The organism is Planotetraspora mira (assembly GCF_016863275.1).
Lineage (GTDB): Bacteria > Actinomycetota > Actinomycetes > Streptosporangiales > Streptosporangiaceae > Planotetraspora > Planotetraspora mira.
This window is the reverse complement of sequence record NZ_BOOO01000038.1, coordinates 112,074-128,496: the sequence shown is the minus strand read 5'-3', so window position 1 is coordinate 128,496 and position 16,423 is coordinate 112,074. Positions and strand designations below refer to the sequence as shown.

The following is a 16,423-nucleotide window of genomic DNA, read 5'->3' as shown; positions in this document are numbered from 1 at the left end:
TGCCACCGAGGTCATCTGGGCCGCAGAAGCCGCAGGGCCTTCTCCTTCTCGAAGTCGAGGGCCCGGCGCGGCGCCTGGATGCGGCCGATCCTGACGCCGAGGTCGCGTACGGCCTGGGCCACCGCCGGCTCGGACATCGCCCTGAGCGCGAACGCCAGCTCGGCGGGGGAGATGTCGAAGCGGCGTTCCAGATCCATGGCCTGGCTGACGGCGGCGAGCTCGTCCGGGCCGAACCTGCGGTGCGACCCCCGGTCACGCACGGGCGGCAGGAGACCGAGGGACTCGCGATAGCGCAACATCCGCGGCGACACACCCAGCCGTCGCGCGGCTTCCGTTATCCGCATCCCTGCCCCTTTCGCGCCTCGTCTGCGCTCACGCTAGACAGTCCGGAGGCCCTTTGGCAGCCCCTTGCGGCTGATTCTTACATTCTCGTGTCAGGTTCGGCCTTCCTGGCGTGCGCCGTGCCGTACACGCGGCCTAGACTCGCTGCGACGGACAATGGAGGGACACGAAAATGGACTTCAAGGTCGCCGACCTTGCACTTGCGGACTTCGGCCGCAAGGAGATCCGCCTCGCCGAGCACGAGATGCCGGGCCTGATGGCGACCCGTAGGGAGTACGCCGCCTCGCAGCCGCTCAGGGGCGCGAAGATCATGGGCTCGCTGCACATGACGATCCAGACGGCCGTGCTGATCGAGACGCTGGTCGCGCTCGGAGCGGACGTCCGCTGGGTGAGTTGCAACATCTTCTCCACGCAGGACCACGCCGCGGCCGCGGTCGTCGTCGGGCCCGAGGGCACCGCCGACAACCCCTCCGGTGTGCCGGTCTTCGCGTGGAAGGGCGAGACGCTGGAGGAGTACTGGTGGTGCACCGAGCAGGCGCTCGCGTGGCCCGACGGCTCCGGCCCGAACATGATCCTCGACGACGGCGGCGACGCCACGCTCCTCGTCCACAAGGGCGCCGAGTTCGAGAAGGCGGGGGCCGTACCGGTCGCCGGCGAGGACGACCCGGAGGAGTGGGCGATCATCCTCGACACGCTCCGCCGTACGGTCACGGACGAGAAGCGCTGGAGCGCCATCGCCCAGGAGATCAAGGGCGTCACCGAGGAGACCACCACCGGCGTGCACCGGCTCTATGAGATGCACAAGTCGGGCCAGCTGCTCTTCCCGGCGATCAACGTCAACGACTCGGTGACGAAGTCCAAGTTCGACAACAAGTACGGCTGCCGCCACTCGGTGATCGACGGTCTCAACCGGGCCACCGACGTGCTGATCGGCGGCAAGGTCGCGGTGATCTGCGGCTACGGCGACGTGGGCAAGGGCTGCGCCGACGCGCTGCGCGGCCAGGGCGCCCGCGTGATCGTGACCGAGATCGACCCCATCTGCGCCCTGCAGGCGGCCATGGACGGCTTCCAGGTCACCACCCTGGAGGACGTCGTCGGCATCGCGGACATCTTCGTCACGACGACCGGCAACTTCGGCATCATCACGGCCGAGCACATGTCGCAGATGAAGCACCAGGCGATCGTGTCCAACATCGGGCACTTCGACAACGAGATCGACATGGCCGGGCTGGGCCGCATCCCCGGCATCGTGAAGAACAACATCAAGCCGCAGGTCGACGAGTGGGTCTTCCCTGACGGGCACTCCATCCTCGTGCTGGCCGAGGGCCGTCTGATGAACCTGGGCTGCGCCACCGGCCACCCGTCGTTCGTGATGTCGAACTCGTTCACCAACCAGGTGATCGCCCAGATCGAGCTCTTCACGAAGACCGAGGAGTACCCGGTGGGCGTCTACGTGCTGCCGAAGCACCTGGACGAGAAGGTCGCCCGCCTCCACCTCGACGCGCTCGGAGTCAAGCTGACCAAGCTGACGAAGAAGCAGGCCGAGTACATCGGCGTGCACGTCGAGGGCCCCTACAAGCCCGACCACTACCGCTACTGAGCCCCATCCACACGGGCGTGATCATGCACAGGTTCGTGCGCATGCTCGCTGAGCTGCGACGCTCCTGTGCGTGATCATGCACACATTCGGTCGAATGGCCGCTGAGCAGCGGCGACGTCGATCGTGATCATGCACACCTTCGTGAAAGTGGTGCATGAGCTGGGACGACGAGGTTCGTGATCATGCAGTGCCGTACGGTCGCGCGCAAAGGTGTGACCGTACGGTGCATGATCACAAAACGCATTTTCGCAGGTCAGGATAGTCGCTTCCGAATCTGTGCATGATCACGCTCAGCGAAGGGTCAGGTCGATGCGGGTAACGGCGAACCTGTGCATGATCACGCGCGAGGTTGGCGCAGGTGGCGGCGGGAATCGAGGAATCTGTGCATGATCACGGCGGGATGGCGGAGGCGGGGGAGCGGCGGATCGGCTGGGCCGCCAGGTCCATGCCCGTCCTCGAGGCCATCGGGGCGGGGTTCGCCCAGGACAGGCCGCTGGACGGACTGCGCATCGCCGCCTGCCTGCACGTGACCGCGGAGACCGCAGTGGTCATGGGCGCGCTCAAGGCGGGTGGCGCCGAGATCGCGCTGGCCGCCTCCAACCCGTTGTCCACCCAGGACGACGTGGCCGCGGCGCTGTCCACGTACGGCATCGCCGTACATGCCCGGGCCGGAGTGGACAGGGACACCTACTACCGGCACATCCATCGGGCGCTCGACATCGCGCCGAACATCGTGCTCGACGACGGCTGCGACCTGGTCAACATCCTGCACACCGAACGAGTCGAACTGCTCGACGAGGTCATCGGCGGCTGCGAGGAGACCACGACGGGCATCATCCGGCTGCGCCAGATGGCGGCCGAGGGTGCCCTCAGGTTCCCCATGGTCGCGGTCAACGACACCCGCACCAAGCGGATGTTCGACAACAGGTACGGCACCGGCCAGTCCACCCTCGACGGCATCATGCGGGCCACGAACATCCTGCTGGCCGGGCGCACGGTCGTCGTCGCGGGTTTCGGTTTCTGCGGCCGGGGGGTCGCGGAGCGGGCCAAGGGCCTGGGCGCACGGGTCGTCGTCACCGAGATCGACCCGGTGAAGGCCCTCGACGCGGCGCTCCAGGGATACGACGTGCAGCCGATGTGGCGGGCCGCGGAGATCGGCGACGTGTTCGTCACCGTCACCGGCAACCGCGACGTGATCCGCGCCGAGCACCTGGCCGCCATGAAGGACGGCGCGATTCTCGCCAACGCCGGTCATTTCGACGTCGAGATCGACGTCCGCGCCCTGGAAGAGATGGCGCAGGCCGTGCATTTCGGGATCCGCCCGAACACTGATGAGTACGTCCTGGAGAACGGCAGGCGGTTGCTCCTCCTCGCCGAGGGCCGCCTGGTCAACCTGAGCGCCGCCGAGGGGCACCCGGCCGCCGTGATGGACATGTCCTTCTCCGCCCAGGCCCTCGCCGTCGCATGGCTCGCCCAGGAGGCCGTACGGCTCACGCCCGGCGTCTACGACGTTCCGGCGGAGGTCGACTTCCAGGTGGCGAGGCTGAAACTGGGAGCGGCGGGGATCGCGATCGACGCGCTCACCGCCGAGCAGGAGGACTATCTCCACTCCTGGCGGGTCGGCTCCTGAGCTCACAAAAGAGCTGAAAAGACGCACAAAAGAGCTGAAAAGAAAGGTGGGCACGACCCGTGCGGCCTCTCCTCCGCACCTGGTCGTGCCTCACCTCAACCCCATTAGCAGGCATGGCCCCATGACCTGCATTCCGGACCCATGCCCCTCTGGCCTGGGTCTACACCTCATGTCGGGGGGACGAATCCTCCCGGTGTCGGACCGGCCGGCTCCGCGGGCGGGTTCGGGACGGAAGCAGGAGTCTCCTGGCCGGGGCTCCGAGGTGCCACGTCCGACGGGTGCGCCGGCGCCGTGCCGTACGGGAACGCGGGTGACCCGGGCGCTCCGTCGTACGGCGGTGTGGCCGGCTGCGAGGCCCCTTGATTCCACTGAGAAGCCCGGCCGTACGGCGAGGCGGGACCCCGGGTCTGCGCGAGCCGCAGTTCCTCCCGGCGGCGGCGCTCGGCGAGCACGGCGGCGAGGTAGGCGTACGGCGGGACGCCGGGCGGGGGCGGCGGCGCGACGCACGCGCTCACCTGGCCCGCGATTCGCATCCCCATGTCGTGTTGCACGTTCGGGGACAGCTGGTGCCAGCGGGAGAGGTACTGCCGGGCGGTGTTGGCCAGCTCGTCCTGGAGTTGCGAGAGCTGCAGCGAGGAGGCCCATCCGGCGAGTTGCAGCGGCATCGGGGGCGGCGGGGCCTGTCGCGGCGAGCGCTCGCCGATGACGATCGTGCCCGCGAAGACGTCGCCGAGTCGCTTGCCCTTCTGGTTGATCAGCGAGGTGATGAGCGCGGGAGCGCCGGACAGCGCCCAGAACTCCACCAGACCGGCCAGCCCGCGGAAAAGGGCCTGGCGGAAGCGCTCGGGTCCGCCGTCCTCGCTGACGACCCTGAGCCCGAGCGCGAGCTTGCCCAGACTCCGTCCTCTGCTGACCGTCTCGAAGATCACCGGATAGCCGACCAGGACGAGCGCGGAGAACAGGATGCCCAGGCCTGCGGCGAGCGCGCCATCGGTGATGATGGTCGCGTTGGCCAGCAGCAGCGAGATCACGATCAGGGCGGCCACCTGCACGAGCCAGTCGATGATGAAGGCCGCTGCGCGGCTGGGCAGCTGGGCGATCCGCACCTCGACGACGACGGCCTCACCCGTCACGACTTCTGACACACTCGCACCCTACTGTGCGGCGGTCGATAGGGTTTGATCTGTGGACATCGATGCGTTTGTCGCGGCCAGCAAGCCGACCTGGGACCGGCTTGAGGACCTGGTCCGGCGGCGTCGCTCGCTGAACGGCGCGGAGGTCGACGAACTGGTCGAGTTGTACCAGCGGGCCGCGACGCACCTGTCCATCGTCCGGTCCGGTTCCAGGGACGCCATCCTGGTCGGCCGCCTGTCCACGCTGGTCGCCCGGGCCCGCTCGGCCGTCACGGGGGCGCACAGCCCGGCCTGGCGCGAGGTCGTCCGGTTCTTCACGGTGTCCTTCCCCGTGGTCGCCTACCGGGCGCGCAGGTGGTGGCTGGGGGCGTCGCTCGCCTCGCTGGTGGTCGCGTGGGTCATCGGGGTCTGGATAGCCAAGAACCCCGACGTCCAGGCCGCGATCGGGACCCCCGAGGACATCAGGCAACTGGTCGACCACGACTTCGCCGACTACTACTCGGAGAATCCGGCCGCGTCGTTCGCCGGGCAGGTGTGGATCAACAACGCGTACGTGAGCATGCAGGTCATCGCCTCCGCGGTCCTGCTGGGCCTGCCGATTCCCTACATCCTGTTCCAGAACGCGGCGAACGGCGGCCTCCTCGGCGGTCTGATGGCGGCGAACGGCAAGGCCGACATCTTCTGGGGGCTGATCCTCCCGCACGGGCTGCTGGAGCTCACCGCCGTCTTCCTCGCCGCCGGGGTCGGGATGCGCCTCGGCTGGACGGTCATCGACCCCGGGCCGCGCCGGCGCGGGGAGGCCCTGGCCGAGCAGGGGCGGGCCGTGATGAGCGTCGCGCTGGGCCTGGTCGTCGTGCTCTTCGTCTCCGGCCTCATCGAGGCCGGCGTCACTCCGTCCGGCCTGCCCACATGGGCGCGCATCGGCATCGGCGCGCTCGCCGAGACCCTCTTCCTCGCCTATGTGATCGTCTTCGGACGCCGGGCCGTACGGCAGGACGAGACGGGCGACATCGAGCTCGCCCCGGACCTTGCCCCCACCGGCTGACTGTCAGAGACGGCCCGCCGCCTTCAGTGCGAGGTAGGCGTCCGCCAGCGCGGGGGCGACGTCCTCAGGGAGGGCGTCCACGACCTCGACGCCGTGACGGCGCAGCAGAGACGTGATCCGCCGCCTCTCGCCCCGCAGTTGCTCGGCCGCCGCCGCGTCGTAGACCTGCTCCGACGTACCCCGTCCCGAGGCCATGGCCGCGACGCGCGGATCGGCGACGGCGGCCACGAGCACCAGGTGCCGCGAGGACAACTGCGGGAGCAGGGGCAGGAGGCCCTCTTCCATGGCGGTCGCGTTGAGGTCGGTCAGCAGCACCACCAGGCAACGCCGCTTCGCCCGGGCGAGGACGGCGGCCACCATGCCGGGCGAGTCCGCCTCGACGAGCTCGGCCTCGATCGGCGCCATGACGTTGACCAGGGACGACAGCAGTTCCGTACGCGCCGCGCCCGACAGCCAGGCACGGACCACGCGGTCGTAGGCGAGGAAGTCGACGCGATCGCCGGCACGGGCGGCGAGGGCGGCCAGCAGCAACGCGGCGTCCATCGACCAGTCCAGCCGGGGCCATCCGGGAGGCGGACGCCGCCCGCCGTCGCCCTGGTCCGATCGGTCGCCCCCGGCGGGTTCGGCCTGTTCAGGCGCCGACGGGATCGGAGCCGTGCCCACCCGGCCCGCCGAGGTTCGGCCGGTGTCGAGCACGATGAGGACCCGGCGGTCACGTTCCGGGCGCCAGGTGCGCACGACGACGTCGTTGCGCCGCGCGCTGGCCCGCCAGTCGATGGACCGCACATCGTCGCCGACCACGTACTCCCGCAGCGAGTCGAACTCGGTGCCCTGACCCCGCACCAGCGCGGGGTGCTGACCGTCCAGCTCCCGCAGGCGGGCCAGCTTGGCGGGCAGATGCCTGCGGCTCAGGAACGGCGGCAGCACCCGCACCGACCACGGAACCCGATGCCTTCCCTGCCGCCCGGCCAGGCCGAGGGGCCCCAGCGAGCGGACCGTCACCGTGACCGCCTCACGGTCGCCCCTCCTGGTCGGCGTGAGTGTGACGGTGAGACGCCGGCGCTCGCCTCTCGGCACGTCGATGTCGAGTCGCCGCGGCGTGGCTCCCGCCGAGGGCGGCCAGGCGTCGCGCAACACCCCGCGGACCCGGCGCGTGCCGGGGTTCTCCACGATCAGGCCGACGGTGACCGACTGGCCGAGCCGTACGAGCCGCTCGCCCTCGCGGCTGAAGCGCAGGGGGCGCACTCCGCCCGCGAAGATCAGGTCGACCACGACCAGGAAGGCGAGGAGCAGCACGATGCCCAGCACCGCGAGCCCCGGCCGCGGCGCGAAGAGCACCACAAGGGCGCCGAGGGCCGCGAGCAACCCCGCACGTCCTGTCAGCGCCATGGTGCCGCCCCTCCTTCTCGTACGGCTCCCGCTCGTACGGCTCCCGCCCCACAGTGCATGATCACGAACTCCATCTTCCCAGGTCAGCCCACTTGATCGCGAACTTGCGCATGATCACGCCCGGAGTAATGCCAGGTCAGCCGGCCTGTCCACGAACCTGTGCATGATCACGCCGGAGGGGTGGGTCAGCGGGGGACGGGGACCGAGGCCAGGATGCCGTCCAGGACGCCGTCGGGGGTGGCGCCCTCGAGCTCCGCCTCCGGGCGCAACTGAACGCGGTGCCGCAGAGCCGGCCGGGCCAGGGCCTTCACGTCGTCAGGGGTGACGTACGAACGGCCGGACAGCCAACCCCACGCCCGAGCGGCCGCCAGCAGGGCCGTCGCGCCTCGAGGTGACACGCCGAGCTGCAACGACGGCGACTGACGTGTCGCCCTGGCCAGGTCGACGATGTACCCGAGCACCTCCGGAGCCACGTGCACCTGCTTGACGGCCTCCCGGCCGGCCTCCAGATCGGCCGCTGAGGCGACCGGCTTGAGGTGCGTCAGGTCGCGCGGGTCGAAGCCGAGAGCGTGCCGTTCGAGCACCGCTATCTCCTGCTCCCGGGGAGGCAGCGGGACAGTCAGCTTGAGCAGGAACCGGTCCAGCTGGGCTTCGGGGAGCTGGTAGGTGCCCTCGTACTCGATGGGGTTCTGGGTCGCCGCCACGATGAACGGGTCGGGGAGCATGCGGGCCGAGCCCTCGACGCTGATCTGGCGCTCCTCCATGGCCTCGAGCAGAGCGGCCTGGGTCTTCGGCGGCGTGCGATTGATCTCGTCGGCGAGCAGCAGGTTCGTGAAGACCGGCCCCTCGCGGAACTCGAACTCCGACGACTTGGCGTCGTAGACCAGCGAGCCGGTCACGTCGCCCGGCATCAGGTCGGGGGTGAACTGCACCCGCTTGAAGTCGAGCGACAGCGTCGCGGACAGGGCGCGGACCATGAGCGTCTTGGCCACACCGGGGACGCCTTCGAGCAGCACGTGCCCACGGCACAGCAGGGCGATCACGAGGCCGGTGACGATGGCGTCCTGCCCCACCACGGCCTTGCCGACCTCGGCTCGCAACGTGGCGAGCGCCTCCCGCGCCGCGTCGGCCCCCGGCGTGGAGGCCTGCGGGGCTCCGGCTCCGAAGGCCCCGGATCCAGGTGTCGTCACGAGTCTTGTACCTGCCTTTCGAGTGTGTCGAGGTATCCGGCCAGGGCGACGAGCCCGGCGTCGTCGGCGGGAGCGCCGCCGAACAGAGCCGGCCGTACCTGCTCCGGATCCTCTCCGGTTCGCGCGGACACCGCTGTGACGATCTCGTCGGGTGTCGCCGTGCGGGGAAGCCCGAGGCGCGGGGTGATGCGGTCGATCGTGGCGGCGCGGAGCGCGAGGGCCGCCCGGTCCCGTGCGCGGCGTGCCCGGTACAGGCGTCCCCGGCCTTCCACGGTCTCGGCCGCCCGCACGACCACCGGAAGGCGCTCGGCGACGACAGGGCCGAGCCGCCGTCCACGCCACAGGGCGACCACGCCCAGCGCGAAGACGAGTTCGACGACCGCCCAGCCCACTCCCGAAGGGATCAGCTCGCCGAGGCTCTTCGGCTCGGAACCGGCCCCGTCAGAACCGTCGGACCCGTCCGGGCCGGACGACTGGGAGATCTGGTCGGGTTCGGCCGGAGGCACCAGCCAGATGAGCCGCGACTTCGTGCCCGCGAGGTTGACGGCGAGGGCGGCGTTCCCGTCCTCGGCCAGCCTGAGGTTCGTCATGAACTGGCCGTCGCCCACGACGGTCACCGTACGGCCGCCGGCGGTGTAGCGGACGAGAGTCGGCTTGCCGTCCGACGGGTAGCACCCCGTCGATCCGGGCGGGCCGGTGAACGAGGTGCCGCCCATGTAGGCGCTGCCCGCCGCGTTCGCCTCGCGCAGCCCGCACGACGGCGGTCGCGACCGTGAGGAGGTGCCGCCGACCTCGCTGATGAGACCGGGCGCCAGCACGTCGAGGTACGGCACCTGCCCGACGATCAGCCTGTCGGCCGGAGCGGCGGCGATCCGGCCGGCCTCGCTCGCCGTCAGGTCCGTCGCCTCAGTGATGAGAATCTGGCCGTCCGTGCCGAGCCCGGCCAGCGCCGTCGCGACGTCGTCCACGCGCTGGACGGAGACTCCGTGCGCGCCCAGCACCTGGGCCAGGGCCTTGCTGCCGGCGAGGGAGGAGTCGCCGGGGTCGAGCGCGCTGCCGCCACCGGTCGACCCGGACGGCAGCAGCACCGGGACGACCGCCGCCACCACGACGATGGCGGCGACCAGGACGATCGCGCGCCCCCGCTTCCAGATGCTTCGGGCCGTGGGCGAGACGGAGTACGACCGTTCGGTCGTCTGGAGCGTCATGCGGAGGCCTCCAGCGCGACGCGGGCGGCCATCAGGCGCTCGTCGAGATCCTTGAGAACGGCGTAGGCCTCGGGCGTCCCCGCCACCTCGCCGTAGGTCACGTCGTCGAAGAGCCGGGCGGCCGACCGCAGGTCGGAGGCGTGCGAAGGCAGCGCCTGTCCTGCGGTCTGCGCCAGTTCGAGGGCGGTACGGCCGGGCAGCGGGCTGACGATGGCGCGCTCTTCGAGCCCCCGGGCGATCGCCCGGAGACGTTCCTGGACGGCCCGGGTCCAGTCGCCCGCCGACGCCAGCCGTTCGGCCTCCGCCCGGTGCTCCGCGGCCGTCCGCTCCTTCCCGCCGAAGACGACGACGCCCGTACGGCTGCCGCGTGATGTGCGGCGCAGGGCCCACACCAGCAGGGCGCCGAGGATCACGAGGATGACCACGATGAGGATGAGCGAGATCGCGCTGCCGCCTGCGTTTCCGCCGGCGCCCAGGAGATCGTCGAGGAACTGCTGGACGACACGGCCTATCCGATCGAACAGGGACTCGTGCTGGTAGCCCGACTTGAGCAGCTCCCGCGCCGCCTCCTGCTGCGCCTGGTCACGCCCGATGTCGACGGGGGCCCCGAGCGGTGCGAGGGACGGCGACAGGAAGAGGGTCACGGCTGCGGCTCGTGTGGAGGGGTCTCCGCAGTCCCCTGCTGCGATGCCTCGGGAGCTCCGGAGGAAGGGGTGGCCGTCGTCCCATAGGGCGCTGCTCCCGGAGTCTCGTACGGCGCCGTCCCCGGAGTCCCGTAGGGCGTCGTGCCCGGGGCCTCGTACGACGCCGTTCCCGGGGCGGCGTAGGGATGCGCGGCTCCCGTGCCATACGGCACGCCGGCGTAAGGCGCGCCGCCGTACTGCTGACCGTATTGAGCGCCGTACTGGGCGCCGGACTCCGCCGCGTAGGAGGGATGCCAGTAGTCGTCGACGCTCTCGTGGATCCAGCCCTGTTCCTGGTTCCGCCCGGCGGCCGTCTGCAGCACGAGGTCGAACGCCTCTGCGCGCATCCGCCTGTCGGCGTAGAGAAGTCCGTGCACGCCCGCTGCGATCGGATAAGTGATCATCGCGGTCAGCACGTTCCCGGCGAAGATCAGAATGCCGGCGAGGACCGCGGCGCCCCCGCTCGCCCCGGTGATGCCGATCAGCGAGGAGCCCAGGGAGAAGGGCACGGACAGGATGCCGCTGAGGAGCCCGGTGAGGATCGACGTGATGAGCAGGATGCCGAGGACCCGCCAGAAGCCGCCCTTCACCAGCCACCACGAGCGGCGCATGGAGTCGATGACCCCGCGCCGTTCGAGCACGAGGGCGGGAGCCGACAGCGAGAACTTGGTGTTGAAGAACGCGAAGTAGATCGCCCAGGCGAGGATGGACAGCAGGACGAGACCGATCAGCCCGCCTACGTTCATGTCGCTGTTGAGGTCGCCGAAGGTGCCGGAGGCGACCAGCACGACGATCAACGTGACAAGGATCAGCAAGGGGGCGATGAGGATGAGCCCCTGCAGGAACACCAGCCCGAACAGGGCCCAGAACCGGGGGCGCACCGACCGCCAGGCCTCCCCCGCCGTGATGCGGCCGCCGAAGACCGCGCGCCCGAGCACCCGCGTCAGGATTCCGGTGAGGATGATCGTGGCGACGAAGCCCAGGGCCGCGGACGCGAGCGTCCCGATGTACTGGGCCACGAGGCCCCCGAGGGGGAGTTCGCCCTCGAACGACTCAGGGTCGGAGAAGACGTCACCGATCGACTGGAAATAGAACGCCTGCCCGATCGCGAGCGGGATCGTCGTGATCGCCGCCACGATGGCCGACAGGCCGAGCGTGGTCCGGGGGTTCGACCGGATCAGCTTGATCGTGCCGTCGAGGATGTCTCCGAGGCCGAGCGGGCGCAGCGGGATGATGCCCGGCCGGGGCGCCTGCGGGCGATAGCCGTACGGAGCAGGCGGGTAGGCGCCGTATGCCCCCGTCGGGTACGGCCCGTAACCCTGCTGGCCGCCGTACTGCTGGCCGTATTGCTGCCCGGGCGGCTGGCCGCCATACGGTTGGCCGCCGTATTGCTGGCCCGCGTACGGCTGACCCCCGTACTGCTGGCCGGGGGGAGGCGGGGCGGGCTGCGCCGGAGGCTGCCCCTGGGAATCGGGTGCGCCGGAGGCTCCCGGAGCGGTCCAGGCCCCCTCCGACCGTCCGTACGGTGGCGGCTGCTCGGCAGCCCAGCCTGATGGCACATCGGGGGTGGGGCCAGGGCCGTCTGTCATGTCCCAATCCTGGCACGATGTACGGACTAATGGCGCGGTGATCGCGTGAGCGCTCCCAGCCGAGCGGAACTCCGTGGTCAGACTGCGATCAGCAGGCCGTGGGGATAGCAGAAACGGCATATTCATGCGCAAACTTGGAACGTGTCATCCCTGAAGCGTTCCCCGCGGTTGTGGCCGCATCTGGTCAGATCATCGCGCGTTCTTCCCCGGCCCCTTAAACTGCATCCTTTGTCATGGTCGTGTAACACGTAAGTGGCAGCCACCGGTAACCTTCGGATGAACCCGTGACAAACGCCCAAATCTCCCGGTAGTGCAGAACGAATGAGGGGCCATGAAAGGTCGTGTGCTGGTCGTCGACGACGACGCCGCTCTCGCCGAGATGCTCGGCATCGTCTTGCGCGGGGAGGGGTTCGAGCCGTCGTTCGTCGCGGACGGCGACAAGGCGCTTGACGCGTTCCGCGACACCAGGCCCGACCTGGTGCTCCTCGACCTCATGCTGCCCGGCGCCGACGGCATCGACGTGTGCCGCAGGATCCGCGCCGAGTCGGGTGTGCCGATCGTCATGCTGACCGCCAAGAGCGACACCATCGATGTGGTGCTCGGTCTGGAGTCGGGCGCCGACGACTACATCGTCAAGCCGTTCAAGCCCAAGGAACTCGTCGCCCGTGTCCGCGCTCGGCTCCGCCGTACGGACGAGCCGACGCCCGAGATCCTCCAGATCGGCGACATCACCATCGACGTCGCCGGCCACTCGGTGAAGCGGGCCGACGAGACGATCAACCTCACGCCGCTCGAGTTCGACCTCCTGGTCGCGCTGGCTCGCAAGCCGCGCCAGGTGTTCACCCGCGAGGTGCTCCTGGAGCAGGTCTGGGGCTACCGGCACGCCGCCGACACCCGGCTGGTCAACGTGCACGTCCAGCGGCTCCGCGCCAAGATCGAGAAGGACCCCGAGCACCCGGAGATCGTGGTGACGGTCCGCGGCGTGGGCTACAAGGCCGGACCGGCCTGACGCCCGGGCTCCGACGATGCCCGCCCCGGCCCCGGCGAAGAAGAAGCCTCGCCGCAGGACCCTGCGCCAGATAGCGCGGGGGGTCCGCAGGCGCGCCCGGCGTGCCGCCGGGAGGGTGCGGCGCGTCTGGCGACGCTCGCTCCAGTTGAGGGTGGTCACGAGCACGCTGGTCATCTCGATGGCCGTGGTGGCGGTGCTCGGCGTGTTCCTCATGCAGTCGATCGCGACGTCTGTCCTCAAGAGCCGCGAACTGGCGGCGGTGGAGGAGTCGAGGGCCAACATCGCCACGGCGAGCGGATACCTGGCTCCCCAGTCCGCCGAGGTGGCCGACGCGTCTCCGGAGGGCGGGTCGGGCGGCCAGGTCGCCAATCCGGTCGACGCCGCCGTCTCGGCCCTCACGGAGAGATCCGGCGGCCGCTACGACGTGGTCGTCTTCAACGAGGGCGGCATCGGCGACGGCCGGGCCTCAGGGAAGATCGATTACGGGAGCATCCCCGCGAGGTTGCGGGCCAAGGTCCAGGCGAGCGAGGAGGGCGTCCTCTTCACCCAGCCGGTGACCCTGCGCTACCTGGGGACGAAGTCACCCGAGAGCGGCCTCGCCATCGGGGGCAGGGTCAACGGCACCTACGAGATCTACCACCTGTTCCCGCTCGGCGCGGAGGAGACGACGCTGCTCGCGGTGCAGCGGGTGTTGATCGGCGTGGGTGTCGCGCTCGTCATGCTCCTCGCCGCGATCGCCTACCTGGTCACCCGCCAGGTGGTCACCCCGGTACGGCTCGCCCGCCAGGCGGCGGAGCGCCTCGCGGCCGGACGGCTGGAGGAGCGGCTCAAGGTCCGGGGAGAAGACGACCTCGCGCGGCTGGCCACGTCCTTCAACGAGATGGCGTCCAACCTGGCCGTGAAGATCCATCAGCTCGAGGAGTTGTCCCAGGTCCAGCGGCAGTTCGTCTCCGACGTGTCCCACGAACTGCGCACCCCGTTGACCACCGTGCGGATGGCCGCCGACCTGCTCTACGAGAGCAGGGAGGACTTCGATCCGGCGGCCGCCCGGTCGGCCGAGCTCATGCAGAACCAACTCGAGCGTTTCGAGTCGATGCTCGCCGACCTGCTCGAGATCAGCAGGTACGACGCGGGCGCGGCCACCCTCGACGTCGAGTCCGTCGACATGCGCGACGTCGTCCTGCGCGCGGTCGGCGACTCCGAGGCGCTCGCCGAGCGGCAGGCCACCAGGTTCGAGCTCAGGCTTCCCAGTGAGCACTGCATGGCCGAGGTGGACAGCCGCAGGGTGGAGCGCATCCTGCGCAACCTGCTGTTCAACGCCATCGAGCACGGCGAGGGCAGGGACATCGTCGTCACTCTCGGAGCCGACCGGGACGCGGTGGCCGTGGCCGTACGCGATCACGGCGTCGGGCTGAAACCGGGAGAGGAGAACCTGGTCTTCGACCGCTTCTGGCGGGGCGACCCGTCACGTGCGCGCACGATCGGCGGCACCGGACTCGGTCTGGCGATCTCCCGTGAGGACGCGATGTTGCACGGCGGATGGCTCCAGGCCTGGGGGTCGCCGGGGGAGGGGACGCAGTTCCGGTTGTCGCTGCCGCGGCTGGCGGGTTCCGACCTGCGCGGCTCCCCGCTCCCGCTGGTGCCGCCCGAGGTCGAGATCCGGCGCGCGTGGCGCGGTCATGTCACCCCGGTCATGTCCCCGGCGGTCGCGGAGGTCGGCGCGCGGTCGCTCGAGAACGCCGACGCGGGCGGTTTCGATGTGGACTGACGGCACCCGATCCCGAGGGCGGCGCGGCCGGGGCACGGCCTTCGCGGCGATGGCCCTCGTCGTGGTCGCCGCGGCCAACGCGTGCGCCGTCGTGCCCACGACCGGCAGCCCACGTGCCGCGGAAGAGGACAACAGCAGGGACACGCTCAACCAGCCGTACGTCCGCATGATCGCGACGCCGCCCCGCAAGGACGCCTCTCCTGAGGACATCGTCAAGGGCTTCCAGGCCGCGATGGCCAGTTTCGACGACCCGACGCTCGCCGTCGCGCGGCAGTACCTCACGGAAACGGCCGCCCAGAAGTGGAACCCCTGGCGGCAGACGACGGTCTTCGAGACCAAGCTCGTGCCGGAGGGCCTGTCGGGCCAGGACCTCAAGGACGCCAAGGACACGACGGTCACCCTCAAGGGCACGGCGGTGGCCACCATCGACTCCGAGGGGCGGTACACGCCGGCCTCGGGGGTGGTCGCCCAGCAGTTCACCCTGGCCAGGGCGAGCGGTGCGCAGTGGCGGATCGAGGCGCCGCCCGACGCCCGACTGCTGTCGACCGACGACCTCAAGCGCGACTACCGGCAGGTCGACCTCTACTACCCTCCTGCCACCCAGGCGGTGGGGCTCGTCGTCGACCGTGTGTGGGTGCCGATCAACCCCGGCACCGGCGTGCCGGAGACGCTGGTCCGCAGGCTGCTCGCCGGTCCGACGGCCTCGATAAGGGACTCCGTCACCAGCGCCTTCCCCGACGGGACCGATCTCAATCAGATCACCGTCGAGGGGGACACGGTCGTGGTCGACTTCACGTCCCCGGTGGAGTCGGTCCCCGATGACCGCATCGAGGCGATGAAGGCACAGCTCACGTGGACGCTGGGCGACCTGGTCACGGGCAGGACCGTCGAGATCCGGGTCGACGGGGAGCCTTTCCGGGGAACACCCCTTCGGTTCAACCCCCGGGACTACTCGCGGTTCGACCCCAATGTCCTGCCGTCCCAGCCGCAGCAGTACTACATGCAGGACGGGAAGCTGTTCCGGGCGAAGGAGAAGGGCGGCGAACCGGTGGGCGGGGCGGCGGGCGCGCAGGGTGCGAGCTTCGACAAGCCGGCGGTGTCCGTGGACTCCCCGCCCCAGGTCGCCGCGCTCGTCGGCGACGAGGGGATCTGGGTGACCAGCACCGCGGTCGGCGGTCAGTGGCAACGATGGATCGAGGGCAAGACCGAGGATCTGACTCCGCCCTCATGGGACCGATACGGCGCCGTCTGGACGGCGGAACGGGTCGGCGACCACGAGACGCAGATCTGGCGGGCGATCTCGGGCCAGGCCGGTCGCGTCACCGTCATCGGCAAGGGACTGGCGGAAAGCCGCGTCCTGGCGCTTCGCGTGTCCCGCGACGGCGCCCGCGTCGCGGCGATCACACAGGACGCCAACGGCGAAGCAGTCGAGATCGGGACGATCGTCAGGTCCGGAGGCGAGGCCACGATCACCAACGTCCAGAGGCTCGATGCCCGCACCGACCAGGACATCGTGGACATCGCCTGGCAGGACGCGGCGAGCCTGCTCGTGCTCTCCAAGGGGAAGGGCGGCCAGGAGTTGTCCACGTGGTCGGTCATGGAGGGCATGGAGGTCCCCGACGCCGCGATCAAGCTGGACGCGCAGGCCGAGATCGGGTCCATCGTCGGTGCGCCGCCTGACCACGTGCTGGCCGGCTCCGATGGCGAGGTCCGGACCTACAACGTCGACAAGAAGGCCTGGGGCGTCATCGCGAAGAACGGCGCCACCGATCCGGTCTATCCCCTCGGCTGAGCCCAGGCCGGTGGCCGTGGCCGTCCGCGGGGCCGCGCCGAGTCT

Annotated in this window: 13 protein-coding genes; 6 read left to right on the top strand and 7 right to left on the bottom strand. The window is 70.2% G+C overall.

Annotated features, from left to right (window positions below; genetic code table 11):
• Positions 1–11 precede the first annotated feature (11 nt).
• Complete coding sequence (locus tag Pmi06nite_RS32540) at positions 12–344, bottom strand: MerR family transcriptional regulator (RefSeq protein ID WP_203956992.1); 333 nt, start codon at positions 342–344, stop codon at positions 12–14.
• A gap of 170 nt (positions 345–514) precedes the next feature.
• Here Pmi06nite_RS32540 and ahcY point away from each other — a divergent pair, with 170 nt between their 5' ends.
• Together ahcY and Pmi06nite_RS32530 are read left to right on the top strand one after the other, a co-directional pair.
• Positions 515–1,942, top strand: a complete 1,428-nt coding sequence (gene ahcY, locus Pmi06nite_RS32535) for an adenosylhomocysteinase (protein ID WP_203956991.1) — start codon at positions 515–517, stop codon at positions 1,940–1,942.
• A gap of 400 nt (positions 1,943–2,342) precedes the next feature.
• Positions 2,343–3,572, top strand: a complete 1,230-nt coding sequence (locus tag Pmi06nite_RS32530) for an adenosylhomocysteinase (protein ID WP_203957050.1) — start codon at positions 2,343–2,345, stop codon at positions 3,570–3,572.
• Positions 3,573–3,739: 167 nt separating this feature from the next.
• On the opposite strand, the gene Pmi06nite_RS32525 is transcribed toward Pmi06nite_RS32530, so the two are convergent.
• Entirely contained in the window at positions 3,740–4,717 is a 978-nt protein-coding gene (locus Pmi06nite_RS32525; protein WP_203956990.1) for an RDD family protein, read from the bottom strand.
• Positions 4,718–4,757: 40 nt separating this feature from the next.
• Here Pmi06nite_RS32525 and Pmi06nite_RS32520 point away from each other — a divergent pair, with 40 nt between their 5' ends.
• Positions 4,758–5,750, top strand: coding sequence for a stage II sporulation protein M (locus tag Pmi06nite_RS32520; RefSeq protein ID WP_203956989.1), 993 nt, complete (start codon positions 4,758–4,760; stop codon positions 5,748–5,750).
• Positions 5,751–5,753: 3 nt separating this feature from the next.
• Here the strand turns inward: Pmi06nite_RS32520 and Pmi06nite_RS32515 are convergent, their stop codons facing one another.
• The 5 genes from Pmi06nite_RS32515 to Pmi06nite_RS32495 form a co-directional block, all read right to left on the bottom strand.
• A complete protein-coding gene (locus Pmi06nite_RS32515) occupies positions 5,754–7,139 on the bottom strand; it encodes a DUF58 domain-containing protein (protein WP_203956988.1) in 1,386 nt (461 codons plus the stop codon).
• 185 nt (positions 7,140–7,324) lie between these two features.
• Positions 7,325–8,329 carry an AAA family ATPase gene (locus Pmi06nite_RS32510; RefSeq protein WP_203956987.1) on the bottom strand — a complete coding sequence of 335 codons (1,005 nt, stop codon included), beginning with the start codon at positions 8,327–8,329 and terminating at the stop codon, positions 7,325–7,327.
• Positions 8,326–9,537, bottom strand: a complete 1,212-nt coding sequence (locus tag Pmi06nite_RS32505) for a DUF4350 domain-containing protein (protein WP_203956986.1) — start codon at positions 9,535–9,537, stop codon at positions 8,326–8,328. The genes Pmi06nite_RS32510 and Pmi06nite_RS32505 overlap by 4 nt, the downstream gene beginning before the upstream one ends.
• Positions 9,534–10,181 (bottom strand): DUF4129 domain-containing protein, encoded by a 648-nt coding sequence (locus tag Pmi06nite_RS32500; RefSeq protein WP_239114359.1) that lies wholly within the window; start codon positions 10,179–10,181, stop codon positions 9,534–9,536. Before Pmi06nite_RS32500 ends, Pmi06nite_RS32505 begins: the two co-directional genes overlap by 4 nt.
• Positions 10,178–11,809, bottom strand: a complete 1,632-nt coding sequence (locus Pmi06nite_RS32495; protein ID WP_203956985.1) for a DUF7847 domain-containing protein — start codon at positions 11,807–11,809, stop codon at positions 10,178–10,180. Before Pmi06nite_RS32495 ends, Pmi06nite_RS32500 begins: the two co-directional genes overlap by 4 nt.
• A 331-nt stretch (positions 11,810–12,140) precedes the next feature.
• Between Pmi06nite_RS32495 and mtrA the strand changes: the two genes are divergently transcribed.
• Genes mtrA through Pmi06nite_RS32480 form a run of 3 tightly spaced genes read left to right on the top strand, consistent with a single transcriptional unit; the run spans position 12,141 to position 16,378 of the window.
• A complete protein-coding gene (gene mtrA, locus Pmi06nite_RS32490; RefSeq protein ID WP_203885046.1) occupies positions 12,141–12,818 on the top strand; it encodes an MtrAB system response regulator MtrA in 678 nt (225 codons plus the stop codon).
• Between the two features lie 16 nt (positions 12,819–12,834).
• Positions 12,835–14,586 (top strand): MtrAB system histidine kinase MtrB, encoded by a 1,752-nt coding sequence (gene mtrB, locus Pmi06nite_RS32485; protein WP_203956984.1) that lies wholly within the window; start codon positions 12,835–12,837, stop codon positions 14,584–14,586.
• Entirely contained in the window at positions 14,576–16,378 is a 1,803-nt protein-coding gene (locus tag Pmi06nite_RS32480; RefSeq protein WP_203956983.1) for an LpqB family beta-propeller domain-containing protein, read from the top strand. The genes mtrB and Pmi06nite_RS32480 overlap by 11 nt, the downstream gene beginning before the upstream one ends.
• Positions 16,379–16,423 lie beyond the last annotated feature (45 nt).